The following is a 23,119-nucleotide window of genomic DNA, read 5'->3' as shown; positions in this document are numbered from 1 at the left end:
TCTACAAATTAAATCTATACGTACTGCATCTATATGATAGAAGCATTGATTTTGGACGAAACATGTTGCTCTAACGCTCTCATAATGACCGCGACTTCATCGCCAGTCATTGTCTTTTCGTACGAGGTTAGCTTCAACCGTAATGTAACGTTCTTTGTGTCGCCCTCGTCTGGCTGGTAAATTCCCAAGGGTGAAACGAGCACATCTAGGCCTGTCGAGGATAGGCTTTCGATAACCGCGCCCTCTACGTCGGTGAACGAACTATCTCGCGAAACTTGAAGAGTCACGTCACGTTCAGCACTTGGGAATTTACTAAGTGGTCGATAACTTTCTTTTGCATTTTTCGTGGCGTTAAGCAGTCCATCAAAATCAATCTCAACTCCGCTAGCAACATCTGGCAATTTAAAGTTCTTCTTTATTAACGCACGGTATTCGCCAATCACACCAACAACTTTTTCACCAACATATATATGAGCGCTTCTTTTTGGTTCAAAGATTTCACTCTGCTTAACCGATACATATTCAAACTGCACGGCAAGTGACTTGGCTATAAATTCAGTAAACGCCTTTGCCTGATAAAAATCACCGCCTGCAAGCACCATAGCAACGTACTGCTGCTCAACAGGCACGCCTTGATCATCGCGACCGGCCGACTTTTTGTGGCCCTTACCAATCTCGAAAATCGCAAACTTATCATAGCCTGCACGAACATTCATGTTGACCTTGTCAAGCAAACTCGGAAGGACAGTCCGGCGCAAGTATTGCAAATCGGGACTAAGAGCATTTGATAACTTATACGTATCTTCAATGTCTTGGCCAGCCTTTTCTAATAAATTCTTGTGTATAAAACTATATGTCAAAACTTCGTTGGCACCAGCGCGGCTCAACGTATCGCGAAGCTTCGCCTTGAGTACTTGTCGCGGGCTGACCGGCGCAGGCGTAAGTGTGCGACGTGGCAATTCCTGCGGCAATTTATCAAAACCAAATAAACGCCCAACTTCTTCTACGACGTCCTCGGAGATCTCTATGTCGGTACGCCAAAACGGTACGTCATAACTCAAGCGGTCTTCGGCACTTGCATCAATGGTAAACTCAACGTTGCCCAAAAGTGAAGCTACTTCACTTGAAGACAAAGCCAGCCCCAGGCGCTTGTTGATAAATGCAACTTCAATTGATCGCATATCGCGCGACCCATCGACATGATTCACGTCGACAACATCACTTGCCTGCTGGCCACCGGCGACATCGTATACCGACTTCATAGCAAGTTGTAGTACTGCTGGATTTTGTAATGGTGACTGGCCTTTCGTAAACCGTGTCACTGCGTCAGTAAACAAACCATGGCGCATACTCGTGCGGCGCAACGTATACATGTCAAAGTTGGCACATTCCAAGATAATATTTTTCGTGTCGTCCGAAACTTCTGTCTCGCTACCGCCCATGACGCCACCAATCCCGATAGCTTTTTCGCCGTCAGTGATGACAATGTCAGACGAATTCAATTCAGCATTTTTACCATTAAGTAGCGCAATCAGTTCGCCATCATGCGCCATGCGTACGCCAAGCTTACTGCCAACTTTGTCATAGTCATAAGCGTGCATTGGCTGTGCCGTGAGTAACATCACATAATTCGTGACGTCGACAATATTGTTGATTGGCTTTGCGCCCAGACGCACCAATTCAGCTTGCAGCCACACAGGGCTAGGTTTTACGGTCACGTCTTTGATGGCAACGGCCATAAAGCGCGAAACCTTGTCAGGTGCATCGTTCTGCACTTCGAGGTTCAATCCTTCGCCGCCACCAAACTCTACCGTATCTTTATACCAGTTTGGACTTACGAATTTTTTGCCCAATATACCCGCAATCTCTCGCGCGACTCCCAGCTGACCAAAGCAGTCCGGCCGATGAGTAAACATTTTATTTTCAATATCAATCACCGTATCGTTCAGACCATAAGCCTGCGCAAAATCCGTACCCTCTTTAATTTCAATACCACCGGGCTTCCATTCGTTTGGATCAATTTCGAGAATACCTTCATGCGAATCACCAAAAGAAAGTTCTTTTGGACTTGCCAACATGCCATTACTCATCACGCTACGAAGAGGCTTGGCACCAAGTACGAACGGCTCAGCTTCATCATACGACTCGGGAACCGTTACACCCGGCGCTAACCATACGGCCAGCATTCCCGCACGCACATTTGGCGCTCCGCACACAACCTGCACCAAACCATTCGCATCTCGTTCCACGCCCTCGACCACGCCGCCGTCATCAACTTTCGTCACGTTCAGATGATCCGTACCTTCAAGTGGCCCGCATTCGACTACTCGTACGATAGTTATTCCGCGATACTTTTCCGCAATATCTATAATCTCTTCTACGCCGCCTAGCTGCTCGTTGATACGCGTCACTAGCTCATCGATCGGTAAGTCGACAGTCGTGTATTGCTTTACTGTATTTAGACTAACTTTCATTTAAAACTGCCTCAAAAAATCTAATTTTGCTGATTCAAAATGTCGCACGTCTTCGACGCCGCGTTTCATCATAACCAATCGATCAACACCGCCGCCCCATGCAAAGCCGGTATAGACTTCGGGGTTAATCCCTGCCATCCTGAGCACATTAGGATGAATCATGCCGCAGCCAAGTAATTCAATCCATCCAGACTGTGAGCAAACGTTGCAACCCTCACCCTTACAGAACGGACAGCTGAGCGAGAACTCGAATGATGGTTCGGTAAATGGAAAGTAAAACGGATTAACGCGGACGTTGAGCTCAGTCTGATAGTAACTCTCCAGAAATGTCTTGAGCGTAGCGACAAGCATACCGGCGTGAACGTCTTTGTCTATAAATATACCTTCGTGCTGATAAAACGTGTGTTCATGGCGCGGGTCCAGATCTTCGTTTCGAAACACGCGATCAATTGACGCCGCAGCAACTGGCAGGCCACGTTCAAGTTGCGGTGCGAGTTCACGCATTATGCGGTTTTGCATAGTACTCGTATGCGCGGGCGCTATAAGCGGCTCACCGTCTTTGTCAGTCTCAACAGTCATAAATGTATCAAAATCGTCACGAGCGGGGTGTCCGGCGGGAAAGTTCAAAGATTCAAACATGTGATATTGATCGTCAATCTCACGCGACTCATAAACAGTAAAGCCCATGCGCTGTAAAATGTCGCTCATCACGGCAATCTCGCGCGAAATTGGATGCACCGTACCCCGCTCCGTTGATAAAAGTGTAGGCAAGGCGCTATTAACATCCATCGGAGCCGTTACGTCGATTGGCACTACGGCTTGGTCAAGCAATTCATTTTCACGCTCCTGCACGGCCGCCTGCAGTGACTGCTTCAATTCATTGAGCGCGCGGCCGGCACCAGATCGCTCTTCAGGCGGCAAGTCCCTCAGCCCATCAGCAAGCGCCCTGAGTTCAGGAGTTCGCAACACTTCGTGTGGCTGATTGCTTTCACGGATGCGCTGTAGCAAATTTTCGCGCAGTTCATTGGTATCGATCATTAAGCTAGAGTATAAATTATCTTACTTGTGATTGCCAGACGAGACTAATAAATATATAACAGCCGCAACGATAATCACGGCTATGAGTAAAATCCATACTCCTGCAAATCGTGACGTCGACGACGTACCTTCCATGTACGCAGAGTCATCGACACCGTCTGGCATATCGCCTTGTGGTTCACTCTTTTTTTTGGCTTTGTCGGTCAAATCTGCGGCAATACGTTTCTGCAACTCTGTCCGTCTGTCATCTTGGTTTACTATGATTCCCATATATATCATTATACTCCATAAACCACTGTTCATTGCGTCGACGCTTTGGTCTAGTATATCGTTCAGGTTATGTTATACTGAGCACATAATTTCTATACAAGGAGGGAATTCCATGGCGACTAAAAAAGCCGGCTCTACTGCAAAAAAAACCACCCGGTCAAAAAGCCCATCTACAAAAAAAACTGAAACAACCGTAAAGGCCGTTAGTACAACGAAAAAATCTCTATCGGTTCCACGCTTCAAGCTAACCGACAAGAGAACTGTCGTAGCAGCAGCTCTCATCGGTGAGTTCATTGGTGCATTTCTACTAACTAGCGCTTACTTAGTCACAAAGGGCGAACCACTATACATGGGCTTCGTGCTTGTCACGTTGCTACTTATGGTCGGCACGCTTTCTGGTGCACACCTAAACCCTGTCGTCACCGTAGGTGCATGGGTTACTCGTAAGCTAGGCAACGTTCGCGCACTTACATACGTGTTGGCACAGCTTCTCGGCGCAGGCGCTGCTTACGTCGTGCTGTCAACATTCATCAGCGGCTACCACACAGACGCGTCATCCACTTCTGCACTTGGTCAAGCTACTCCTGACGTATTCAAGCTTGCAGCGCTCACCAACAACAGCCACTGGTACGTATTCTTCGCCGAGCTTCTCGGTAGCACCATCTTTGCATTCGCTTTTGCAAGCGCATGGCGCGAAAAGACCGACCGTGTTGCTAAGTCGATCACAGCCGGTTTCGGCCTGTTCGTCGCAATGCTTATTGCCGGTGTATCCGTAAGCTATGTTGGCGCTAACATCGTACTAAACCCAGCAATCGCCGTAGCAGCTTCAGCTGTTGACTGGGTAAACATTGACTGGTTTGCAGTTGCTGCCTACCTAGTTGCACCACTCGTTGGTGGTGTCGTTGGCTTCGCACTACGCGACGCAGTCGAAGTTTAGTAAAGTACTGAACACAATAAATAAACCCCGCATGAGCGGGGTCTATTTATTGTCTATATATTATTCTTGTTGTGAATTAAATTGTCTGTCTAACTCATCCACTTCAGCTTGAATACTCAAGTGCTCATACATCACTATCGCAACAGTCGCCATTTTTGCTGCTTCAGCATTCGACTGCGCCGCTCGACTAATATAGTTCGTGACTACTTCAGCAAGATGCGGCTGCTCATTCATAAATTTACCAAACATTCTGCCTACATACTCACGGGAATCAGACTCAGCAAAATCATGCACGCGGACATCTACCGTCTCCTCAGACACTACAGGAAGCAATACTTGCTCATCGTTACGTTCACTCATTGCCTACGAATTTTATTCATCTACGGCCGGTTTGTCGAGCAAAAGCGGTTCTACGCCACTGTTACTGCCGGCTATCTTGACGATGTCTTTATCTACCTTACCGAGCTCTTTATGGGCGCTATTAAAGTGATTGACTGTCGTACCAAGTGAATTACCAAGCTTTTGCATGTATGTTTCAAACCGGCCAATATGCTGGCCAAGCTTGCCCACTCGTACCTGTATGTCCTTTGCCTGTTCTTCGATCTGCAAGCTGCGCAATCCCTGTAGAACCGTCTGCAGATACGCCATAAAGCTAGTCGGACTGACAATAATGACTCGCTTGTCGCGAAATGCATATTCGATTAAATCTTTACTACTGGCGCCGATATTACTAATGAGCAGATCGTAGTAAAGCGCCTCGCTCGGAATAAACATAAATGCAAAATCCATCGTATTTTCACTTGGTCGTATGTAATCAGCGGTTTCGTCTATGCGACCCTTCAGGTCAACCTTAACTTTTTGCAGTAACCTGTCACGCTCTGCTTTGTCTTTACTTTCTACCATACGATTATAATTTTCTAGTGAGAATTTACTATCGATAGGTAAAATCTGTCCCTTTTCGAGAAAGATTACCGCATCGACGATCTTGCCGTCCTTAAACTTGTACTGAGTTTGGTATTGTTTCGGCGACATAACATTGTCTAAAACGCTTTCCAAATAAAATTCTCCGAACACGCCTCGTTGTTTTGGATTTTGCAGTACGTTTTGCAGCGTTTTTAATTCATCCGCTACATCGACGACTCGCCGATTCGTCTCGTCCAGCTTTGCCAATCGTTGCGTGACGTCTGCAATTAACTTTGCGCTCTCCGTCAATTGTTTTTGTACGGACTTCTGCATAGTATCGTTGTTGCGCTCCAACTTGTCTCCCATGCTTTCTTGCAACTTCATGATAGACCTATTCAACTCCGTCACGTCGGACTTAATAAGATCAACAGATCCTCCTCCTTGTGTGTCGCGCGTACGTTGAAGCAGCACGACAATGATTGCCACGAGGCCGATTATCACAATACCCAAAATAATAAGTTCCATAGCACTCATTATAGCTTATGTTCGACAATGAACTATAGTGTTGGCAACCAGCGAATCAATATGACAGCTAAGACAACGATTAACAGCGTAGGCGCAAAGGCGCGCGGACGCACCAACCACGCAAAAGCGGTGTACCCAATCGCATATAGCAAAACCCACCATGACAATGCCTCGAACCACGACAAATTCGTCATAAGTCCTCCCAGGCCCCAAAACGACAGAACTACCGCGAGTACGATAAGCAGCGGTCGATACACACTCAAGCGAACCAAACCAAGCAATCCTGCGATTGCCACGATCACATTCGCGATATTTGCGGCGTTGTCTGCTACCCCAGAACACTTACTAATCGGGACATTTCCACAAAAAACCGGCACCAAAATAACATCTCTAATGATAAATGAAAGTAAAAAGCCGACGACTCCCAGTCCAACACCCAAGAGTATTATTCGTATGACATGCTGCTGCGGCATATCGATGAGCCCTCCCAAAAGCTGGTGCGTATCTGTCGAATCTCTCCAGGCCATGGTTTTTCCTTTCTTCTATTGTAGCATCCAGTCGAAGTATAAATAAATAGAAAGACCTGTGAATTAACTTACTTCGCGCGCTTGTGTCGCTTAGGTAAGTCATTTCCAATTCGAGGAGTAAAGTACCATATCGCACCTACGGTTGCAGCGATTAAGCCACCCAAGATATCCATCGGAGTATGCACAAGTGCCAAAACACGACCCACGCACACTAACAGTACGAGTACCACGAGTACTCGAGTCCATAATTTTGATCTAGTCTCAAACCATACTGCATATAAAATTGAGGCAGAAAGAATGGCGTGGTCAGATGGAAAACCAGGATTCGGTAAGTAAGCAGCACCCGGTGCGACACCTAATATCTGAAACGGTCGCTCGCCCGTCGGCTGCCACAACGTAGCCATGTATTTTGCTACGAGTAGCGTCGTTAGTCCCGCCATGAGCACCCTAGAATACGCAGCATATCGACTTTTTGCCGGTACTTTATAAGTAAGTGCATATAGCCCAATGAGAACGATAGGGATTAATGTACCGTCGGCGATGAGTCGAGTGATAAATTGCATCTCCTTTAGTATACGCCGGTTACCAGCAGCTTCAATAGCAACCGCACGTCATCGAATTACAACTGAGTAAACCTTATTCGTAAACTTATGACTTGACATTTTTGCCCTTTAAATGAAAAATATGGGCAGTACTCACATATTCTTGTGGGAGTTCATTTCACTACTAGCTTAGGAGAATCGTGTTTATACGACGCAAGGTTTTCATTACCGGAGCCGGTCGTGGCCTCGGTAGCGCAACCGCTCGATCACTGGCCCGTGACGGCTCACACGTCTTCGTAACTGGTTTACCCAGCGAAGAAGCGGAGCTGAAAAAACTCGCCGAGGAGTGTGGCGACTCGTCCGCATGGGCAATTTGCGACGTACGCTCCATGGATCAGGTAACTGCTGCCCTGCAAAAGGCAAACACTATCATGAACGGAATCGACGACGTCATCTGTAATGCGGGCGTTGCTCGTCAGATGGTTATCGAAGACCCTAAATTCATGGAAGAATTTGCCGTTACCATGGCAGTTAACGCTACGGGAAGTGCAAATACTGCAATAGCTGCACTACCCTACATGACCGAGGGCGGCTACATATTCTTTATGTCGTCGCTAGCAGGGTACGTCAGCGCGCCCATGATTGGCTCATACAACGCCAGCAAAGCTGCCGTTCGTGCCTTTGCCGAAACACTCCGTGTTGAGGTAAAACCGCGCGGCATCAAGGTTGGAGTCGGCGTTTTTTCGGAGCTCGAAACCGAGATGACTAGCATAGGATTCGGTACCAAAGCCGGTGAATATCTGGTCGGGGTTCGCCTCTTCGGACGAAGCTTTCGAATCATGCCAGTGGCAAAGTCCGGACCAGCCGTCAAGGCAATCGCCAGAGCGATCCGCAAACAGCGTCGCAATGTCGATTACCCGCGCCGAGTCAGGCTCCTACGTCTTCATCCTTGGGTCGCCCAGCGCACCTTGGAATTCTACGTAGGCCCACGCATGAAGAAAGCCAAGGACAAGGCGCTTGCAGAAAATAGCCAGCGCACGACCAATCTGCCCCCAACTCCATAAGCACCACAAGCCCGTCACAGGTAGACGTATAGTCTACTCGGCGGGCTTTTTTTCTTTATTGCGCCTTTTCACACGCCACAAGACTAGTTGCTCTTGTGAATATGTGTCTTAAGCCTACCAACCAGCGTTTTTCGCAAGCTCGACAGCATAACTCCAATATCCCTCACCTGGACCTGGACTTCCATTACAAGATCCGTCCGACTCCCAAGGAATTTTTATCCATAGTAACGCATCGTTCAACGCACTCCCTGTATTCGTCGTCGGCATCTCACCTAGTGCGGCGAAAGAAGGATTACACTGCATACCTGTTACTGCATGATTAGCGCCATTTCGTGACGTATCAATGACATAATGCTTGTTACCAATAAGACTCGAAAGTTGATTACCGTAAGTTCGATTCTTAGCCGTTGATGAAAAATATGAGACATTTAAGCTGAATCCATTAGCCGCAGCCACATTGGCAATCTTCAGACGTGAAGCCATTACATTTACAGGTTGCCAAACAGGTGTACCCGCATCAATATAAACAGCAGTCTGGGCGTGCGCCTTCAGTATAGTTACTGCCTGAGCTATAGATTGAGTTCGTTCTTGTCTTTGAGACGAAGGAAGACAGTTAAGGGCACCGAGCGCATCTGGTTCTAATATTACGACTGCCGTTCTATTACCTATGCCGGCGGCGACCTGTTCGATCCATTTTGTATATGAAGAAAAGTTGTTAGCACCTCCAGTTGAATAACCTCCGCAATCACGATGCGGAATGTTATACACCACCACTACAGGAACGCTCCTTTTTGCCGCAGCGGCAGCAACATAATTATCAACATCAACTTTTACGTTTGAATTCCAATCGCCAAACCATTGCGCAACCGGAACTTTCGCCATACGTTCTATATAACTAGCGCCATTTATTGAAGGATTCTTAGCGATATATTGAGCCGCTCCGTTATTAGGATCTGTATATAGCGGCATAGTAACCCACGAAGGTTTTGGCGGTATCTGGCTAAAAATCTGCTTATTCGTAGAAGCCCCAAGGACTGCTTTTGTACTTTTTACTTCTTCCATCTTCTGAATGCTGACGGGGCTTGAGACACCCGCCTTCCCATTCGTTGAGGCTGTCGCGATGCGTCTTTCAGGTGATACCACTTCGGCTCCTTCGCTAATAGCTGAAAATATCGTGGAGATTGAAAAAGACATGACACAAAATACTGCTACCATATACACCGAACGAAGCTTCCATCGCTTCGCAAATCGTCGTAATCTCATCACCTTCCTGTACCGGTAACGAGAAGTAGCACTTCGGCGTGCCAAAATCATATATACCTCCCTTGCACTAATTCTAAGTATACCAGTGCAGCTCACACTTTAGTGATTAAAAATATAAGGTGTAATATATATAACAATATTGACAATATTTATTATATATCGTATAATAAACAGATGGATCGTCTGCTTCCAGCCGTATCGCAACGTCCGTTCCGCAAAGTAAGCAATGCACGTATGCGACGGCGAAAACTGAAAGTAAAAAAGACACTGGCGAACACTGGCGTTTTTGTAATTATGGTTACAATATGTAGCCTCTTGTTTGCATACCCTTATATAATCCGTACTCTTATTAAAGAAAAGATGCCAAACGTAGTAGCTTCAGTAGACTCTAACTTAAGCACACCCGCGCAATACAACCCCCTCTTTGCAACCAAACCGAGTTGGTTCCAAAACTTCGCAAACAAGACATCTGGTTTCCCCGATCCTAAATACTGGAACGTTCTTGTTGGACCAGCCGAAAATAGCAATAATGAGCAACAATATTACACCGATAGCTTTGCAAACTTAAGAATAGAAAATGGAACGTTACGCCTTATTGCAAGTCATGATTCTCAGCCATCTGGATATCAATACGGATCTGCGCGACTTGAAACCCAAGGAAAACAATCATTTTTATATGGAAGAATAGATATAACTGCCAAATTACCGAGTGGCGTAGGTACCTGGCCTGCGATTTGGCTGTTGCCAGCGAATGACAAATATGCCAAAAGAAGTCCGATAAATAATACCGCACGTTATAAAAACGGCGGAGAAATTGACATCGTTGAAGCTGTGGGATTTAAGCCAGATATTATCTACGGAGTCGTTCATACGGCATCAGACGCTAATCGTCACCCCGACGGCACCGGATCATTTGGCACTATAAAAGTACCTGATGACAGTGCAAGTTTTAATCTCTATTCGCTTCTATGGACTCCGACAAGCGTTACATTTGCTGTTAATAATACGCCGTACTACACATACACTCGCACCAAAAAGGCAGACTATACAACGTGGCCGTTCGATCAGCCCTTTTATCTTATCGTCAATCTAGCAATGGGCGGAACCTGGGGTGGAATGGACACCGCTCATTATCCAGGTAACGGTATCGATAACAGCGCTTTACCTGCATCGTTAGATATCGGCTCCATCTACTACTACCCCTATGTTGGTTCGTAAGGTATTTAAATAGCAATAACACCACCCAGTCTTTGTGTAACTGGGTGTTATTTAATGAATCATACACTATTTACGGGTTATACTTAGTGCATCTATAGAGTCGTTCTGACGCTTCAGCTCTCGCTCACCACGGATAAGCTTGCTTTGACTGTGAACCATCAGCACAACACCAAAAACAGTATAGGGCAACAAAACGAGCCAGCTGACGCCGAGAAACGTATGAAGTGAAAAATCCACGGTCGTAATTGGGGCCAAACTGCCGACAAGTGTCATATTTGTTGGGACGTACATATTATGCTCTCCTTTCTTTTTCCTTTATCTTTACCATGCTCGATTAGGCCGTCTGTAACTAATCCAAATCGCATATAAGTAAATAAACTCTCTAAATATGGCGTACAGCTCGTTCGGAATCAGCGCTAACGTCATAACACCCTGCCATCGGTCACGTTGATCGGTATACTTAACCCATCGATAATATTGAATCGACGCCGCTGCAACGGGGAGAAAAAGGAAGAATGATATCCACTGAATACTATTGCCCATTGCGATAATCGTAACGTAGGCAGAAATAAGAAGCAGACGCATCAAGAAGTTTATGACGAGCAGTGCGATAGTGAACAACTCGTAGCGAGAATGTTTCATTGCACCACGACGACGCAACTCATCTACTGTACCGCTATACCATCGTTGACGTTGATCAAATAGGCCCGCCTTACCAAAAAGGCGTAATGGCACGTCTGACCAAGAAATCATACGAAGTGATGATTTAGCGTCCCAACCTAGATCCTTCAGTTCAAGAGTAAGGCGATAATCTTCAACGAGACTATCCGTAGCCCAAACAATTCCTTTATGGAGCTCGTAGACATCTCGCAAGGCCTTTGCTCTAAACATGACAGATACGCCAGGAAGTACTCGAGCGCTATCATTATTTTCGACCCTCCATGCATTAGCGAGGCCAAACTCGATATTTTGAAGCCTCCACAGGTAACGTTCCCAATAGCTTGCTTCACTTTTAAGAGGAAGTGTACGGTAAGCCGAGCAGATACCGGCCGTATTTGGTTCAAGCATAAACTGTTTAACAGCCTCTTCTACCATTTGAGAGTCAATAATCGTATCTGCATCCATGCCGAATATAAAGTCCGGCCTACTCTTGCGAGTTATTTCAAAGCCCTGATTGAGTGCACCAGCCTTTTTGTGAGTATTTCCGACGGTCTCTAATAGGCGTAACTTTTTTGAACCATATTTTCGCTGAGCTCGCTTTACAATACGAATAGTCCCATCAGTACAATTATCGGCAATAATAAGAACATACGTAAAAGGATATGTCTGAGTCATCAAAGAGGCTATCGTCTCTTTGATAATATCTTCTTCATTGTGTGCCGGAACCAATGCAACTACACGTGGTTTTGCAACCATTTGTCACCTCTCGCTCATTTAATTAATGTTGACAAAAGTAAATAGGTACCGCCATTACAGAAGGCACCTATTCCACTTACGTCGTTTCGTATTTATTATACACTATTTGTGTTAATTTGTACAGTATATTTTATTAAAATATACTGTTGCAATGAAGATAATTTCGATTAATGCTGGCCCGTAAGATGAGCAAGTGCTTGACTGACGGTTTCAACGTTAACACCCGAGGCTTTAATATTACTCAATTCTGCGTCTAAATCAGCCGGACTCGTCGCATAATCATCACTGGGTATGTTAGTTACTGCGTGATACACGATGACAAGCCAAGATTTCTCTGCTTTGGCTTTGGCGACCCATTGAGCGACCTCCGCAGGAGTCGTTGATGTAGTGACATCCTGTGAAATAATATTGTAGATATTAAGATTGTCTTTCGTATTATATCCAACATCCGTTGAGCGATGAGACTGATAATACTGTCCTATAGCAGATAGTGTTGTCGCATCGTATGTACCGTAAGGTGACGCAAACGTCTGCGCTACATTATTTCCAAAAAGTTGACGAAGCGTCGCTTGTGAGCCACTAAGTTCTGCAGTTAACTGTGCGCCACTAATTTGCGTTAGGTCAGGATGAGTAACGGTATGAGCCCCGATTTCACTGCCAGAATCTAGAAATGCCTGAGCCATAGCTGTTGTCATGTAATTCGGAGTATTCAGTTTACCGCTAATTAAATATTGGGTTGAAACAAGGCCGTATTTTTGTAATAAAGGCAATCCGTTAGTGTAGATTGAGTCCCAGCCATCATCGAACGTCAAACTAATTATTGGCGCATCAAATCCAGTCGGAGTATACGGATCCAGACTGAAATCGTCGGTTTGTAGCCAGCCATTACTTGCGATAAGGAAATAGATTGACACCGAAACGGCATTTGTTGGTACGTCTAGAATGGTCTTGTACTGCTGCCAAGTGTTCGCCGCACCGCCGCCTGAAATTGGATTTGGAAGGGTAAGGTATTGATCAACCCCATTAGTGTCTACATACGTAGCTACGACATGAGCTTGAGTATTCGTCTTATACCATGCCGAGAAGCTATACTGACTTCCAGGTACGAGGTTGGTGATTGGCGTGAAGTCCCACTTTGCGTCACCGCTCACGTAGTTACTTATCGTCACCTTACTACTGCTAGTGCCTGTATGACCATCGTTTTGCACGTATGTAAACGTAGCGGTGTTTGAACCCCATTTGTCCGTCGCCCAGCCCGTCGGCTTCGTTCCAGTTGCATCTTCGAATGAACTATTCGCTATAAGTCCATCTGTCGAAGGCGTGCTTTTAGTGTCTGAAACAAGCGACACGTCGTCAATTGTCAACGTACCCACCTGATCAAGTATGTGATAAATAGTAACTGATTGTATCCCAGCTGGTACGGTAAAGCTATCCGTATAAAGAGCCCACGTTGCTTCAGCTGGCGCGGCAGTCAACTCGCTGTAACTGTTGACACCATTTGTATTGGTCATAGCCACAAGAACACGAGTACCTACGGTTGAAGTGTAATAGTCCTCATACGTGTACGTCGTGCCGACACTCACAGGTACTGGATCGGCATACCACTTCACATCACCACTGCTCACACTCGACAGACTAACGCTTACACTACGGCTACCTGTACGTGCACTGCTTGACGCGTACGTAAATGTAGGAGTGTTTGTACCCCAACCGCCACGATGCCACCCTGCCGGATCAATTCCATTTGCCGTTTCGAACGAAGAATTCCCTATAAGGTTGGGTGTAGGTGTAGGTGTAGGTGTAGGTGTAGGTGTAGGTGTAGGTGTAGGTGTAGGTTGGCCCTGCAGAGTCAAACTATAGTCATCGGTCTGCATTGAACCGTTAGAATACACAATATGGTACACAGAAACACTCACCATCCCTGCGGGTACTGTAAAAGTAGTAGATGTTTGTTGCCACGTGTTACTTGCTGGTATAGATTTAAGATACACAAAGCTCATGCCACCAGAAGCTTTCATATATGCAAGATCGAGCTCAGTCATAACATTTGACTTACTATAATCAGTATACGTGTATGTTTGACCCGCAGTTACAGCGACCTGATCAGCCATCCACTTAGCGTCACCGTTAGTATAATTAGATACGGACACAGAAAGACTTCGACTCCCCGTATGACCAGTTGTCGCATAATCAAATGTAGCTGTATTTGTGCCCCAACTATTTGTAGTCCAGTTAAGTGGCTTGTTACTTGCCGCCGCCTCGACAGAAGCGTTGGCAATCAAGTTGGAACCATCGGCCAATGCACGTGAATAAGGTAAAAGCATAGGCGAAAGTAGCACTACGCTAAGAATAATGTAAATAGATTTTTTTAAATATTTCATCATAAAGCTATATATATTTTAATCTATTTGTGACAATTAATCAATGTTATTTAATTGTATACTATTAACGGCAACGGTTTGCGATATCCAAAAAGCCAGTCTCATAAAATACATAGCAACAATAATTTTTTAAAAACGCCCCAAGCGGGGCGTTTTTAATAATATGGAGGGATTGCATTTTTATCTGCTTCTGTGCGGCTTCGTGTATATACCCGAAGCACTACTATTAGTATGACAGCCTGTGCTTATAGAACCCTGAGCCTCGTAAAGAAAGCGCCCCGGTGGGCGCTTCCTGATGTGAGGAATGTTCCAGGCTTAGGTGCCTAATTCCTGTGGCGTACCGTGGCCACCATGCCGCCCATGACCCTCGGGACCGCCAAAGATACCCATGAGCTTACTCAGATCAAGACCCTGTTGCTTTGCCCACGTCTCTAGCTCGCTGCGCTTTTGATCCATTTTTGCCTTGCGCTGTGCTGGTGTCAAATCTCTAAAAGTGCCACGATCAGATTGGCGTTCAGTCTTCAGCTCGGCCAGCTTAGACTCAATTGCGCTCTTTTGCGCAGACGTAATCACACCATCGTCTACGAGCTTTTGTAGCCGGTCGCCCGCTCTTTGCTCGTGCTTCGCCTCATTTTCAGATCTTTGTTGGTCAAAAACCTGCCGCACCTTTGACTTGTCCAAATGAAATGTCGAAGCAATCTTGCCCACGAGGCTAGACGCGGGACCTCCCGAGCCGTTGCCCGTACCTGATTCTGCGTTAGCGACTGCGCCCGCCGTAAGCGTGCCTAAGCCGACCGTCCCTACGGCGCCCGCTACTATAAGTGATTTGGTAAATGCTTTCATGTTGTTCCTTTCTGTTAAGACTACAGGTTTCGTCGGGGTATGCTGAGCAACGCCACTGCGTTATGGGCATATCTATCCACGCGAATTGTAGTCAAGTTTCAAGTAAATTGCTGCGGCTCGTCAGCCAGCAACATGTCCCATAATATGGCTTTTACTTTAGAGCAAGCTTATGAAATGAATATACCGTCTCGCATACACCTTTAGGAAACGCACTTTACTTTACAAAATAAAAACACCCTCGGGCGAGGGACATTTCTGTCCGCCCGCCTCGAGGGTTTTGTCTGTATCTTACGGCATCAGTCAACGCCGAATGCCGATGGCTGATTAAGCCATGCCTCTAGCCTTTCGGCCAGGTGTGACGGCGGATATAACTTAAGCGTCCGACTACCTTCGTAGATTGTCATCAGCCCGTCGACCGCTTTTGTATACGTACACCTTTCCGGATGTATAGTTACTTCACGCATCGGAACAAGCGACTTCGAGCTACGCTTGCGATACAACGGCTCTGTTACCAGACCAATTTTTATAAAACGCGTCCACCCCGACACACCATAGTGAGTAATGTACGTAATGTGCCACAAGCACCTGTCTGAATACGCGCCCCATTCTTGCCTGAAGAGACCTTCACGATATGGCGCAGTTACTTCCTTGTCTAATAGAGCGGCGTCCATGTACTTATCCTTCTCTTTGCTTCTAGCTCATAGTACGGATACGATAAAGGTACTATACATCTTTATGCCCTTTTTGTCAAAAGTTAGATTTCATACGGACTATCGCGGTGACGTACGCAACAATAAAAGTAGCTCATCGTACCTAAGAAGGGAGAGCAAATGAGCCTGCTCGCAACAATTCGTGAGTCACTAGCTAGCAATGGATCGGTGTATGTCAGCGAATCTCAGACATACAATTATTTTCCACCGTCTGTAAAGGGATATATAGAGATACGTTATATACACGTCTGTCCAATCGATGGGCTGTATGATGATTGTGCTCTACAAGAATTTATGGACGGGCTACTAACCATAAAACCGTCTGAGTGCAGGACATTTCATCGTAACAAACGCGATGAAATGGAGTTCGGAGCTTTGATGTTTGACGAAATCGTCGGTTTGAGCCACGAACAACGCTGGAAAACTATCGATATAGTCGAATTGGATGTAGGGTTGCCCGAAAACTTTGCTACCGAATATTACAAGGTAGACACAGGAGTTGTGTCGTCAGAACTAAAACGACGCATAAACATATTTTGCTACCCCGACCATGGCTATATGTTCGACAGCGAGGGTAGGCATACGCTATCACTAAAAGCATGTTGCGTACAACCACCCTCAACACACCTCAAACTAGCCGACATTGAACTAGCGCCCGCCTGGATGGCGTGACTCGCCCCCCTCGCACCCCGCATCTTATGGATGCGGGGTTTCATTATTTCCTAAAGATACCAACAATCTCATCAACTATATCGGTAGCGCTCTTTGAACCACAGTCTATTACGCTTGTTGCCCATTCAGCATAAAATGGTGTACGTTCGTCGAAAAGTCTCTTCAAGCCCTTTTCCTTCAGACCTATAACCCCCCGCTTATTGTCTACGTCTGGCGCTAAACGCTCTTCGATAGCAGCGAACGGAACATTAAGCCATACGATGTGCGTTTGTTCCTGTAGTACGTCCAACACGTCGTTATAAATTATACTGCCAGGCGTAGATAGAATAACGTCATGCAAATCGTGGCTACGTATGCAGTCTGTCTCCAGTCTAAGAGTATAATCCTTGCCTTTAGTTTCAATAACCTCCCGCAGTGGCATACCTTCCCTCTCTTCCATCCACTTGTCAACGTCCAGCAGCGGCATGCCCAACACCTTGGCCAGCTCTTTCCCGATGGTCGACTTACCACATGCAGGCATACCGATAAGTGAAATACTCTTTCGTTTCATTCCTCAGCCATTTCAAGTAAATCCATTACTCGTGTTTTCAACAACGCGTAGCGAGCAAGAGTTTGCTCACTTTTCAGCACATATTCACGTATAGTCATGCAGTTCTTTGCAGCCAAGTCGACAGGCATACGTGTAAACTTCGTAGGAGCATACATCGAGTACTGCATAGCAGTCGAATCGATAACCCCGCCATCGACCAATCTGTTGAAATAGTGACTTTCGCTCAGTGCGTCTCCAGTAGCCATAACACGCTCCAGTTCACCACCGAAGTAATCCTGCACGACAAGCGACGACGGTACGCATTGCCCACGAGCACGATTAGCTTCGGACCATTCGTCTGGTATCGAACTTGTTTTTATGTCCCAAGATTCTTGCAACGCTCGTATCACACTTCTATGTGTCAGTTTTTCCATAATTTTAATCACCTCCGGATTCACACATTATAATACGTTGGTCAATGCTAGCCAAAAATTAAACAAATCTATACAATGTATAGTAGTAGCAAAATAAAATTGACAAACCGGCTTGATATAAGCAAAAAATAAGTTTTACATAGTTTACTAATGACATGAACAGAACAATAGCCAAAGTAGCAATCGGTGCCTTCGTGGCGTTCACTTTTGTTATATATAGTACTCATCAACGCAGTGAAGGCACTCAAGCGATTAGCCAGTTGTCCGCAAATACCACTTCACAAGCAATCGTAAACAAAGCTAGCAGTACAACTACTCCGTCCTCCTCGTCAACACCCGTTGCTTCAAGTTCGGTATCAAAGACTACGAGCAAATACAAAGATGGTAGCTTCACCGGAAAAAGTAGTGATGCATTCTATGGTTTCATACAAGTCAAAGCGACTATTTCTGGTGGCAAGCTCACTAACGTAGACTTCCTTGATTACCCCCAGGATCGTAGCAATTCAATTTATATCAACCAATATGCAATGCCTATATTGAAAAGTCAGGCTATCCAGGTCCAATCTGCACAGGTAGACGGCGTATCGGGCGCTACCGATACCAGCCAGGCATTTATCGAATCTCTTGGCGACGCATTAGCTCAGGCGCGTGCATGATCAAAGAGACGCGTATAATCATGGGCATGCCCGTCACGCTCATGACGCCACATGAAACAGATTCTGACGTAGCATTCAAAAAAGTCTTTGATTTTTTCAATCAAGTCGATAAGCGCTATAGTCCCTACATAGACTCCAGCGAGGTATCACAAATAAACCGCCATGAACTCACTGAATCTGACTACAGTATCGAAATGCACGAGATCTTGGAACTCGCCGAAAATACAAAACATGAAACCGATGGCTATTTTGACGTGTGGCATGATCATACATTTGACCCTTCGGGCATTGTTAAGGGCTGGGCCATACAACGAGCAGCGAGTATTTTGCAGAGTTTCAGCGATGATTTTTATATAGAAGCGGGTGGCGACATTCAAGTAAGTGGCAATAACGACAAACAACAATCATGGCGCGTCGGCATACGGAACCCTTTCAATCGTCATGAAAATATTTCAATTATTTCGCTCGGTAATCATGCAGTTGCCACATCGGGCTCCGCCATCCGCGGACAACACATATATGACCCAATTTCCGGCAACCCACCGACAGATATCGTGTCACTGTCAGTCATCGCGCCGCGCATAATTGACGCCGACCGCATGGCAACGGCGGCGTTCGCAATGGGCTCGCGTGGCATAGAATTTATAGAAAAGTTAAAAGGCTACGAGGGCTACATGGTAAGCGCAAACAAAAATGTCACTATGACGAACGGATGGAAAAAATTCGAGGTAAACGAATCATGAAATTCATAGACTTACTTATAGACCGAATTACTATGTATCGCTTGCTGCTCTATTATCTGCTTGCACTCGTAGGCGCGGCCATGCTGTTCGGCACACTTGGCTGGCTTACGTACAGTCCTTACTCTATATTGTTTACATCGTCGTATTTCGTCATAACATGCCTCGTCATTAATTATGTGTTCGCAAAGGTTTTCGACGCCCCGACTAACTGGGAATCGTCTATACTAACCGCTCTCATACTGTCGCTTATCATCACGCCTGCCGCATCGTTCAAAGACATTACGTTTTTTACGGCAGCGGCCGGTCTAGCAATCGCGTCGAAGTATCTGCTGGCGATACGTTATAAACACATATTCAACCCTGCGGCTATTGCTGTCGTACTAACTGCATTTGGCCCGCAAGAATCAGCAAGCTGGTGGGTTGGTGCTTCAGTACTCTTGCCGATAGTTGTCGTTGGCGGCCTCCTTATTTCGCGTAAAATACGCAGACTAGGCATGGTTCTCACCTTCATAGCGACGGCGATCCTGTCGACACTATTCTTCGTCTGGCTTAGTGGAAGAGATACAGGAGTAGCACTTCAGAACGTCATACTCCACTCCTCCCTGTTCTTCCTAGCTTTTGTCATGCTAACAGAGCCCTGGACGTCGCCTGCGACAAAAGGCAAACGAATCATTTACGCTCTTATAGTCGGTATATTATTTGCACCCGCACTGCACGTTGGCTCCATTTACTCTACACCCGAGCTGGCGCTTGTCGTCGGTAATATTTTTGCCTTCTTAGTATCTCCCATGGTCAAGACTCGTTTATACCTAAAAGATCGTCATCTGTTCGGTAAACGAACGGAAGATATTGAATTTACACCTGAACGTGCCTTTAACTACAAGCCCGGCCAATATGTCGAGTTGACCCTACCTCACTCTTCGGCCGATTCGCGCGGTCTTAGACGCTACTTCACACTAGCATCGTCGCCAACCGAAGACACCATTCGTTTTGGCATCCGCTACTACGATCCAAGCAGTACGTTTAAGCAAACACTCCGAGAAGCCGATGACGACTTATTTATATCCGCAGGTCAATTAGGCGGTGACTTCACAATGCCTAGTGACAAAAAACTTAAACTTGCTTTCATTGCCGGCGGCATCGGCGTCACACCGTTTCGTAGCATGGTCAAATACTTGTCCGACACCGGCGACGATCGTTCTGTAAAGATGATTTACAGCGAACGTACCGTAGACGACGTTACGTACAGTGACGTATTCGAAGAAGCGCGACGCAAAGTACGTGTCGATACAACATACGTTGTAAATGAATTAAAATCCTTGCCGTCACCACATGTCAGGCCGGGTCAAATCAATGCCGAACTAATAAAAACGGCAATCCCCGACTACCTGGAGCGAACGTTTTATATATCTGGGCCACAACCGATGGTACTCACTATAAAAGAAAACCTAATAGACCTAGGCGTACCGTCCAGCCAAGTTAAGGTTGATTACTTCTTTGGCTATAGCTGAGTCGCTAAATACTTATCAATAAGTAGTATATCTTCGTGGTCCTTGTCTCGGTTCATGGCCAATTTCCATTTCTTAACCTCTCCAAGAGGTAAAAATGTAACGCCATCAATACGTTCAGCACACGCTAGCAATTCGTCGAAAGACGGTCGATATTCACCGAATTGCCAACTTGTGCTCGCTTCAAACACATCATGGCAAATCATCTTATCACCATTCAACCCTATCTTCTCTCGCCAGCCCCTCCGCTTAAGATCTTTATATAAATCATCAGTGACGACGATATCGATATCCATCACGGGACGAATGCCCGCCAGCGCCAATGGACCGCTACCGAAGATAACAAACGAACCGTCAGGAAATCGCTCCTGTTTTACCAGTTCAATAAGTCGCTGTCCGTTTATCATCACACCGACAAGTTTTTGAAGTCTGTATATGAATACTTCGTAGGAGTTATGCGGAATGTCACAAACTCATCTTTGCCACCCATTTTCATAATCGGAGGCAAATGTTTACCATTTTCATAACTGCGTAAACGAATTACCGACTCGGCTACTTCTTTTTTTATTAATTCATCCGTTTCCAGTTCCACTACTCCATGGAGTTGAACGGTCTGAAGTTTCAGTTCGTCATACACAGTAAAAGCAACATGTTGATTTCCTAATATATTGTCAGCTTTACGCGTTCCGACCTTAGTCATGAAATATATACCATTGCCCCTCACCGTATAGTACACCACGGCACCGCTAATCAAACCCGTCCTTTCTGTAGATGAAAGTACGCCGATCTCGTGGCTGGTCAAAAATTGCAACGCTTCATTTGACAGCAATACTACGTATGGCTTCGACTCTATTGGCTCTTCGCGCTCTGTCGTATCAATTCTACGCGACTCAATATAGTCGGCAAATCGTTGCACGCTCTTTTTGTTTGCAAATGAAAGTCTGTAGTTAGCCACTTTCGTAAAAAGCGTCACACTGGAATAAAATATCGTCGTCGATATATTCACGCCCGACACAACATCATACGTTACTTCGTCCATCGTCGTATATCCAGGACGATGGTCAATAAAAATCACCCTTTTATCAGTCGCAACCAGCAGGCCTTCAACAAATCCAAAAAATCCTTCGCTTTCCTTCATACGACCAAAGACAGCTGCCTCGATATTTTCATCAGGGTGTATAACGCGCGGTAAGTAGGTGCTCGTAAATCTATGTAAGCCGTATTCCGATACGCCGGCATTCTTCAAAGCCCGCATTACACGTTCTTCATTTGATTTTGTGGAGGTTATGGGTTGCTTCATATTTGTGCATCTCCTTGCCTCTATTATAGACTATATCTTCTATAGATACGCTGCTCCGTTAGGGTTTACCTTAACGTCTCTTAATATTTGTCTGACACTCAGGTCATCGACTTGGCCAAATTCATAATAGTGCGCCCCCACGGATCCGCGAAACGCATCAGGATCACCGAGCACACAAACATCGTCTGCTTCGCGAGACAGCATATCGATAACGGACTTAGATGCGACAGGGGCAGCAATCACCACACTTTGTGCGCCGTGCGTTTGTGCCCATCGCACCGCAACAAGCATCGTTAAGCCTGTCGCGATACCATCATCAACGATAATTACATCGCGCCCCCTTATGGACGGTCGCGTGTAGTCGCCGTCAAAATACATCTGTCGTCGTCTTTCGATCAACTCCGCAGCCGCCTCTTCCTCGAGTTTCAGCCACGTCAAGTCCACTCCTATAATGGACAGTTCGTTATATACTGGCTGTTCGTCTTCAGCAACGGCGCCAATTGCAAATTCCGGATCCGCTGGATGACTTATTTTATTGACAAGTATAACCCCAAGTGACACTTGAAGTATGCGCGCAACCTCTGCCCCAACGACAACCCCACCACGAGGTAACGCCATCACGACTGAGTGCCCTCCTTTAAAACGTTTCAACAACATCGCAAGTTGCCTACCCGCATCTTCACGATCATAAAATTCCATACAGTTCCTCCTAATCCCATTAAACATCGGCTTACATATTCGTTCACTAATATAAATTACTAAATCGCTATAAAATGCCTACCTACATACGATTCAACTCATCACATGCAAATGAAGAGGCCCCGCTCCAGGGATAAATATCAACCTGAAGCGGGGCCGGCACCTTCCTAGCGTAGTCAAGTGTGAATATGCCTATGCTCACCACATAATGGTACGCTACACCAAAGTTCGCCATCGTCTTCGCCGCATATGCGCGACGCTTGCCTTTCGCATCTAGAATCCAAACAGAGGACTCCTAAATGTGCATCGCAATAGATCGAATCGATCACACGCATCTTGCCGCACAAACCAAACCTGGCTTGGACAAACTCGCACCGATTTGACACGCCGAACCATTTCATCACACCCCTAACATTGCCACGCATCCAGGAACTGCTCGTATGATTATACGTCTTGCTTATGTAACA

General features: G+C 46.0%; 25 protein-coding genes. 7 read left to right on the top strand and 18 right to left on the bottom strand.

All coding sequences use genetic code 11. From position 1 onward, the window contains the following. Nucleotides 1-29: 29 nt before the first annotated feature. The 3 genes from pheT to H6797_02270 are packed head-to-tail and all read right to left on the bottom strand — an operon-like array spanning nt 30 to nt 3,782. On the bottom strand, nt 30-2,474 hold the full coding sequence (gene pheT, locus H6797_02280) for a phenylalanine--tRNA ligase subunit beta (protein ID USN96996.1): 2,445 nt from the start codon (nt 2,472-2,474) through the stop codon (nt 30-32). Further along, nucleotides 2,475-3,512 (bottom strand): phenylalanine--tRNA ligase subunit alpha, encoded by a 1,038-nt coding sequence (pheS, locus tag H6797_02275; protein USN96995.1) that lies wholly within the window; start codon nt 3,510-3,512, stop codon nt 2,475-2,477. It lies immediately after the preceding gene. 21 nt (nt 3,513-3,533) lie between these two features. Further along, entirely contained in the window at nt 3,534-3,782 is a 249-nt protein-coding gene (locus tag H6797_02270; protein USN96994.1) for a hypothetical protein, read from the bottom strand. A 112-nt stretch (nt 3,783-3,894) separates the two neighbouring features. Here H6797_02270 and H6797_02265 point away from each other — a divergent pair, with 112 nt between their 5' ends. Next, complete coding sequence (locus H6797_02265; GenBank protein ID USN96993.1) at nt 3,895-4,719, top strand: aquaporin; 825 nt, start codon at nt 3,895-3,897, stop codon at nt 4,717-4,719. A gap of 60 nt (nt 4,720-4,779) precedes the next feature. Here H6797_02265 and H6797_02260 read toward each other — a convergent pair whose 3' ends face one another. From H6797_02260 to H6797_02245, 4 genes are all read right to left on the bottom strand, one after another. Beyond that, nucleotides 4,780-5,079, bottom strand: coding sequence for a hypothetical protein (locus tag H6797_02260; GenBank protein ID USN96992.1), 300 nt, complete (start codon nt 5,077-5,079; stop codon nt 4,780-4,782). Between the two features lie 12 nt (nt 5,080-5,091). Continuing rightward, the gene (locus H6797_02255; protein ID USN96991.1) at nt 5,092-6,156 is read right to left on the bottom strand and encodes a DNA recombination protein RmuC; all 1,065 of its coding nucleotides are present in this window, start codon (nt 6,154-6,156) and stop codon (nt 5,092-5,094) included. A gap of 23 nt (nt 6,157-6,179) precedes the next feature. Continuing rightward, the gene (locus tag H6797_02250) at nt 6,180-6,674 is read right to left on the bottom strand and encodes a hypothetical protein (GenBank protein USN96990.1); all 495 of its coding nucleotides are present in this window, start codon (nt 6,672-6,674) and stop codon (nt 6,180-6,182) included. Nucleotides 6,675-6,742: 68 nt separating this feature from the next. Next, entirely contained in the window at nt 6,743-7,237 is a 495-nt protein-coding gene (locus H6797_02245; GenBank protein ID USN96989.1) for a phosphatase PAP2 family protein, read from the bottom strand. A gap of 179 nt (nt 7,238-7,416) precedes the next feature. Here H6797_02245 and H6797_02240 point away from each other — a divergent pair, with 179 nt between their 5' ends. Beyond that, nucleotides 7,417-8,280, top strand: coding sequence for an SDR family NAD(P)-dependent oxidoreductase (locus tag H6797_02240; GenBank protein USN96988.1), 864 nt, complete (start codon nt 7,417-7,419; stop codon nt 8,278-8,280). A gap of 114 nt (nt 8,281-8,394) precedes the next feature. On the opposite strand, the gene H6797_02235 is transcribed toward H6797_02240, so the two are convergent. After that, on the bottom strand, nt 8,395-9,543 hold the full coding sequence (locus H6797_02235) for a glycoside hydrolase family 6 protein (protein USN96987.1): 1,149 nt from the start codon (nt 9,541-9,543) through the stop codon (nt 8,395-8,397). A gap of 174 nt (nt 9,544-9,717) precedes the next feature. Here H6797_02235 and H6797_02230 point away from each other — a divergent pair, with 174 nt between their 5' ends. Next, a complete protein-coding gene (locus tag H6797_02230) occupies nt 9,718-10,761 on the top strand; it encodes a glycoside hydrolase family 16 protein (GenBank protein ID USN96986.1) in 1,044 nt (347 codons plus the stop codon). A gap of 66 nt (nt 10,762-10,827) precedes the next feature. On the opposite strand, the gene H6797_02225 is transcribed toward H6797_02230, so the two are convergent. The 5 genes from H6797_02225 to H6797_02205 all read right to left on the bottom strand — a co-directional run bounded on the left by H6797_02225 (nt 10,828) and on the right by H6797_02205 (nt 16,072). After that, entirely contained in the window at nt 10,828-11,052 is a 225-nt protein-coding gene (locus H6797_02225) for a hypothetical protein (GenBank protein ID USN96985.1), read from the bottom strand. A 30-nt stretch (nt 11,053-11,082) separates the two neighbouring features. Then, nucleotides 11,083-12,177, bottom strand: a complete 1,095-nt coding sequence (locus H6797_02220) for a glycosyltransferase family 2 protein (GenBank protein ID USN96984.1) — start codon at nt 12,175-12,177, stop codon at nt 11,083-11,085. Between the two features lie 167 nt (nt 12,178-12,344). After that, nucleotides 12,345-14,561: a polysaccharide deacetylase family protein gene (locus H6797_02215; protein USN96983.1), complete on the bottom strand. Its 2,217-nt coding sequence runs from the start codon at nt 14,559-14,561 to the stop codon at nt 12,345-12,347. 312 nt (nt 14,562-14,873) lie between these two features. Further along, a complete protein-coding gene (locus H6797_02210) occupies nt 14,874-15,401 on the bottom strand; it encodes a hypothetical protein (GenBank protein USN96982.1) in 528 nt (175 codons plus the stop codon). Nucleotides 15,402-15,697: 296 nt separating this feature from the next. Further along, nucleotides 15,698-16,072 (bottom strand): hypothetical protein, encoded by a 375-nt coding sequence (locus H6797_02205; GenBank protein USN96981.1) that lies wholly within the window; start codon nt 16,070-16,072, stop codon nt 15,698-15,700. Nucleotides 16,073-16,231: 159 nt separating this feature from the next. Here H6797_02205 and H6797_02200 point away from each other — a divergent pair, with 159 nt between their 5' ends. Next, nucleotides 16,232-16,783, top strand: a complete 552-nt coding sequence (locus tag H6797_02200) for a hypothetical protein (GenBank protein USN96980.1) — start codon at nt 16,232-16,234, stop codon at nt 16,781-16,783. A gap of 43 nt (nt 16,784-16,826) precedes the next feature. On the opposite strand, the gene H6797_02195 is transcribed toward H6797_02200, so the two are convergent. Next, a complete protein-coding gene (locus tag H6797_02195) occupies nt 16,827-17,333 on the bottom strand; it encodes a hypothetical protein (protein USN96979.1) in 507 nt (168 codons plus the stop codon). Further along, nucleotides 17,330-17,746: a hypothetical protein gene (locus H6797_02190; GenBank protein USN96978.1), complete on the bottom strand. Its 417-nt coding sequence runs from the start codon at nt 17,744-17,746 to the stop codon at nt 17,330-17,332. The genes H6797_02195 and H6797_02190 overlap by 4 nt, the downstream gene beginning before the upstream one ends. A gap of 155 nt (nt 17,747-17,901) precedes the next feature. Between H6797_02190 and H6797_02185 the strand changes: the two genes are divergently transcribed. Genes H6797_02185 through H6797_02175 form a run of 3 tightly spaced genes read left to right on the top strand, consistent with a single transcriptional unit; the run spans nt 17,902 to nt 20,656 of the window. Continuing rightward, nucleotides 17,902-18,402 carry an FMN-binding protein gene (locus tag H6797_02185; protein ID USN96977.1) on the top strand — a complete coding sequence of 167 codons (501 nt, stop codon included), beginning with the start codon at nt 17,902-17,904 and terminating at the stop codon, nt 18,400-18,402. Next, the gene (locus tag H6797_02180; GenBank protein USN97100.1) at nt 18,402-19,145 is read left to right on the top strand and encodes an FAD:protein FMN transferase; all 744 of its coding nucleotides are present in this window, start codon (nt 18,402-18,404) and stop codon (nt 19,143-19,145) included. The genes H6797_02185 and H6797_02180 overlap by 1 nt, the downstream gene beginning before the upstream one ends. Then, nucleotides 19,115-20,656 (top strand): RnfABCDGE type electron transport complex subunit D, encoded by a 1,542-nt coding sequence (locus H6797_02175; GenBank protein USN96976.1) that lies wholly within the window; start codon nt 19,115-19,117, stop codon nt 20,654-20,656. The genes H6797_02180 and H6797_02175 overlap by 31 nt, the downstream gene beginning before the upstream one ends. On the opposite strand, the gene H6797_02170 is transcribed toward H6797_02175, so the two are convergent. The 3 genes from H6797_02170 to H6797_02160 are packed head-to-tail and all read right to left on the bottom strand — an operon-like array spanning nt 20,647 to nt 22,652. Continuing rightward, nucleotides 20,647-21,063 carry a hypothetical protein gene (locus H6797_02170; GenBank protein USN96975.1) on the bottom strand — a complete coding sequence of 139 codons (417 nt, stop codon included), beginning with the start codon at nt 21,061-21,063 and terminating at the stop codon, nt 20,647-20,649. The genes H6797_02175 and H6797_02170 overlap by 10 nt on opposite strands. Further along, nucleotides 21,060-21,953, bottom strand: coding sequence for a PH domain-containing protein (locus tag H6797_02165; protein ID USN96974.1), 894 nt, complete (start codon nt 21,951-21,953; stop codon nt 21,060-21,062). The genes H6797_02170 and H6797_02165 overlap by 4 nt, the downstream gene beginning before the upstream one ends. A 39-nt stretch (nt 21,954-21,992) precedes the next feature. Then, entirely contained in the window at nt 21,993-22,652 is a 660-nt protein-coding gene (locus H6797_02160; GenBank protein ID USN96973.1) for a phosphoribosyl transferase, read from the bottom strand. Between the last annotated feature and the right edge of the window lie 467 nt (nt 22,653-23,119).

Source organism: Candidatus Nomurabacteria bacterium, assembly GCA_023898645.1.
Lineage (GTDB): Bacteria > Patescibacteriota > Saccharimonadia > Saccharimonadales > Saccharimonadaceae > UBA2112.
This window is presented reverse-complemented; position numbering and strand designations above follow the sequence as displayed.

Coding starts and splice junctions, on each gene's coding strand:
- H6797_02270 (USN96994.1), bottom strand. CDS start 3,782: ATGGGAATCATAGTAAACCAAGATGACAGACGGACAGAGTTGCAGAAA.
- H6797_02165 (USN96974.1), bottom strand. CDS start 21,953: ATGAAGCAACCCATAACCTCCACAAAATCAAATGAAGAACGTGTAATG.
- pheS (USN96995.1), bottom strand. CDS start 3,512: ATGATCGATACCAATGAACTGCGCGAAAATTTGCTACAGCGCATCCGT.
- H6797_02215 (USN96983.1), bottom strand. CDS start 14,561: ATGATGAAATATTTAAAAAAATCTATTTACATTATTCTTAGCGTAGTG.
- pheT (USN96996.1), bottom strand. CDS start 2,474: ATGAAAGTTAGTCTAAATACAGTAAAGCAATACACGACTGTCGACTTA.
- H6797_02200 (USN96980.1), top strand. CDS start 16,232: ATGAGCCTGCTCGCAACAATTCGTGAGTCACTAGCTAGCAATGGATCG.
- H6797_02260 (USN96992.1), bottom strand. CDS start 5,079: ATGAGTGAACGTAACGATGAGCAAGTATTGCTTCCTGTAGTGTCTGAG.
- H6797_02185 (USN96977.1), top strand. CDS start 17,902: ATGAACAGAACAATAGCCAAAGTAGCAATCGGTGCCTTCGTGGCGTTC.
- H6797_02205 (USN96981.1), bottom strand. CDS start 16,072: ATGGACGCCGCTCTATTAGACAAGGAAGTAACTGCGCCATATCGTGAA.
- H6797_02220 (USN96984.1), bottom strand. CDS start 12,177: ATGGTTGCAAAACCACGTGTAGTTGCATTGGTTCCGGCACACAATGAA.
- H6797_02230 (USN96986.1), top strand. CDS start 9,718: ATGGATCGTCTGCTTCCAGCCGTATCGCAACGTCCGTTCCGCAAAGTA.
- H6797_02250 (USN96990.1), bottom strand. CDS start 6,674: ATGGCCTGGAGAGATTCGACAGATACGCACCAGCTTTTGGGAGGGCTC.
- H6797_02195 (USN96979.1), bottom strand. CDS start 17,333: ATGAAACGAAAGAGTATTTCACTTATCGGTATGCCTGCATGTGGTAAG.
- H6797_02160 (USN96973.1), bottom strand. CDS start 22,652: ATGGAATTTTATGATCGTGAAGATGCGGGTAGGCAACTTGCGATGTTG.
- H6797_02210 (USN96982.1), bottom strand. CDS start 15,401: ATGAAAGCATTTACCAAATCACTTATAGTAGCGGGCGCCGTAGGGACG.
- H6797_02175 (USN96976.1), top strand. CDS start 19,115: ATGGAAAAAATTCGAGGTAAACGAATCATGAAATTCATAGACTTACTT.
- H6797_02265 (USN96993.1), top strand. CDS start 3,895: ATGGCGACTAAAAAAGCCGGCTCTACTGCAAAAAAAACCACCCGGTCA.
- H6797_02190 (USN96978.1), bottom strand. CDS start 17,746: ATGGAAAAACTGACACATAGAAGTGTGATACGAGCGTTGCAAGAATCT.
- H6797_02235 (USN96987.1), bottom strand. CDS start 9,543: ATGAGATTACGACGATTTGCGAAGCGATGGAAGCTTCGTTCGGTGTAT.
- H6797_02225 (USN96985.1), bottom strand. CDS start 11,052: ATGTACGTCCCAACAAATATGACACTTGTCGGCAGTTTGGCCCCAATT.
- H6797_02245 (USN96989.1), bottom strand. CDS start 7,237: ATGCAATTTATCACTCGACTCATCGCCGACGGTACATTAATCCCTATC.
- H6797_02255 (USN96991.1), bottom strand. CDS start 6,156: ATGAGTGCTATGGAACTTATTATTTTGGGTATTGTGATAATCGGCCTC.